Source organism: Arthrobacter sp. MYb229 (genome assembly GCF_002975405.1).
Taxonomy (GTDB): domain Bacteria; phylum Actinomycetota; class Actinomycetes; order Actinomycetales; family Micrococcaceae; genus Glutamicibacter.
In genome coordinates this window covers 1-2,585 of sequence record NZ_PCPS01000020.1, presented here as the reverse complement: position 1 = coordinate 2,585, position 2,585 = coordinate 1, and the positions used below count along the sequence as shown (strand labels likewise).

Annotated in this window: 1 protein-coding gene and 2 pseudogenes; all 3 read right to left on the bottom strand. The window is 61.0% G+C overall.

Translation table 11 applies throughout. From position 1 onward, the window contains the following. Nucleotides 1-54 precede the first annotated feature (54 nt). Nucleotides 55-388, bottom strand: a pseudogene (locus tag CQ019_RS18130) (transposase); the annotation flags it as partial. A 10-nt stretch (nucleotides 389-398) separates the two neighbouring features. Beyond that, nucleotides 399-1,469: an IS110 family transposase gene (locus tag CQ019_RS18125; RefSeq protein WP_105570326.1), complete on the bottom strand. Its 1,071-nt coding sequence runs from the start codon at nucleotides 1,467-1,469 to the stop codon at nucleotides 399-401. A 300-nt stretch (nucleotides 1,470-1,769) separates the two neighbouring features. Then, nucleotides 1,770-2,585: pseudogene (locus CQ019_RS18120) on the bottom strand (transposase); the annotation flags it as partial.

The following is a 2,585-nucleotide window of genomic DNA, read 5'->3' as shown; positions in this document are numbered from 1 at the left end:
ACCTGGACTGAAATGATCTTTCAAAACCAAAGAAACAACAGGACAACCGCCAATTCAAGCAGCCAGCTCACCGCGCCGCCACCGCTGAAACAACACACCAATACCTTCCTGCAACTGGCAAAGCAACTGGCCTTCTGGCGCTCTCACCGGGATCAACAGCCGGCGCTGCCGCCCACCAGAGACGATTTTCCCAGCCATCGAAAACAGCCGGTACCGCCACCGCTTCAGATCCCAACACCGAAGCCCCATGACCACCAGGCAGCGCAGCTAGCTGCAGCCATGCGACCAAGTTCAAAGCGAACATTGCCAGGTCAGCCCACGCCTGATTCGCGGCAAAAGACCAATACGGCAGCTTGCCCAACCCCGTGCTCTTGAGCGTTTTGACCCTTCTATATCTGTCAAGCGGGACTCGTGGCCGGAGTCCCGGCGTTCAGGATTCGGTAGACCTTTCTGGAGAGGTACCGTTTGATGCACCTGCGGATCTCTTTGGTGGTGCGTCCTTCTTGTGTGCGTTTGTCGGTGTATTTTCTCGTTTCCTCATCATGGATCATGCGGACCATCGCAACTATGTGCAGGGCCTTGTTCAATTGCCGGTCCCCGCCACGGTTCAGCCGGTGCCTTACAGTATTGCCCGAGGAAGCCGGGATGGGATTCACCCCGGCCAGGGACGCGTAGGCGGCTTCCGAGCGCACCCTCCCTTGGTGGGACCACGTGGTCAGGCAGACCGCTGCGGTGACCGGCCCGAATCCTGTTTCCTCCAACAACGCTGCGGCCTCACTGACAGAGACCAGCTCGGTGATCCGGGTAACGTTGGCTTTCAACTGGTCGTCGAGGTCGATGATGCGTTTGGCCAACCGGATCGCTTCGGCCCGGGCCGTGGCCTCGGCCAGGGCCTCATCGCGTTCACGCCACTTTGAGACCGCGATGATCTTTTCCCCGGCCAGTGCCTTGCGGGCGTCCATCCCCAGCTCTGTGATCCGCAGCAGGGCCGTGAGCCCGTTGACTGCGCTGGTGCGTTCTCCGGTCATTGAATCGCGGGCGGTCAACAGCACCCGCAGAGCGGCGCGGACTCCCTCGTTCAACCGGGGTGTGCGCAGTTGATCGGCAGGCAGTGGCAAGGCGGCGGTGGCGATGCGGCGGGCGTCCAGCGGATCAGACTTGCCGACCCCGTGGCGGGCCTTGGCACTCATCCTGGGTGCTTCGGTGACCCGGTATCCGGCAGTGGAGACGGTGCCGGCCAAGACCGCGCCGTAGGAAGCCGTGCCTTCGATGACCCAGAGCGTTTCGGCGTCACCGCCGGTGCGGTTGCCTGCCCAAGTGATCGCACGGTTGATCCCGGCAACGGTTGTGGGGAAATCGCGGGTATCGAGGTGTTCGCCGGTGGCGGCATTGATGATGGCATAGACATGATTTTTCGCGTGAGTGTCAACCCCCACGACAAACCCGTAGGTTCGCGAGACAATAGACATTGCGGTTCCAACCTCTTCTCATAGCGGACAGGGGGCGGCGACCGTTTACGGCCGGCACCGGTCCGGGGAGAAGTCACTTCGGAACAATACTGTGATGAGCCACGCCACCACTGGCGGCGGGCAGCCTTCTGATCAAGTTACCGAGGTGGGCCGGGCGGGCGCCGGCCGTCCACCCCGTGGTCGGACAAGTCAAAACAAAGACACCTTGCGGGTCAGATCCGGTTTGAGCCACGACCACGGAATGGACGGCTGGCTCCTACTCTGCCAGCTGATCCCAGACCAGCCAGTTCAAGACTCACAGATCCGGTTCTCGCACCGGCCACGGGCACGATGCCGAGCATCAAGGAACGCCACGTTGAACCGCGGAGTATTGGTCAAGAACGCCGTCACCCGATTGCCGTCCGTGTCGAACAAGTTCGCTTTCGCACCGGGATGCAACGGCTCAGCACGCAGGTAAATCCGAGTTCCAGGCGGGTATTGCCTCAACTCCAAGACCTTCGTTGCATCAATCACCCACGCATCATCACGCTCCTGCCCGTCAGCAGTGAGCGCTGGTTCCCAGTACTTCTTCTGATCGATCCACCGGATGAACCGCTCCTTGAGCACCGGCAGCGAATACGACGTGGAGAATTGGATCCCCAGCGAATCCAGGTGGTGCAAGAACTCCCGGGAGGAGCCGGCACTATCGGTACGGACCAGGATCTTCTCACCACGAAGGTTCCCGTGCTCGTCATAGAAATCATCAGGCAACTGAGCCAGCGCTTGGCCGAGCACCTCGATATGCGAGGCGGCGGAATTAGCGCCCCGGTTTCCCGGGCGCAACTGCACGGCGAGGACTTCGCCGGTGCCGTGGCCTTTGCCGTAGTCAGCCATGGCGATCATCGGTGAAAAACCGTACCCACCTTTATACGTCCCAGCGCTGTTTTCCTTCTCAGAGTGGACATGCACTAGCGACGCATCGAGGTCGATAATCAGCGGATTGGCTGCCGTGGCCAGCCGGGCTGGATTCCGCGGCCCGGCCGCATTCCAGACTTTGGAGCGCAGGCTGCGGGTCATGGTGGCGAACCCGTAGGAGAAAGCTTCTGGCTGTTCTTTGATCCGGCCCATGAATCGGCT

What these genes read in the sequence shown, in the direction of transcription:
- CQ019_RS18125 (WP_105570326.1), bottom strand. Translation starts at nt 1,469, where the DNA reads ATGTCTATTGTCTCGCGAACCTACGGGTTTGTCGTGGGGGTTGACACT.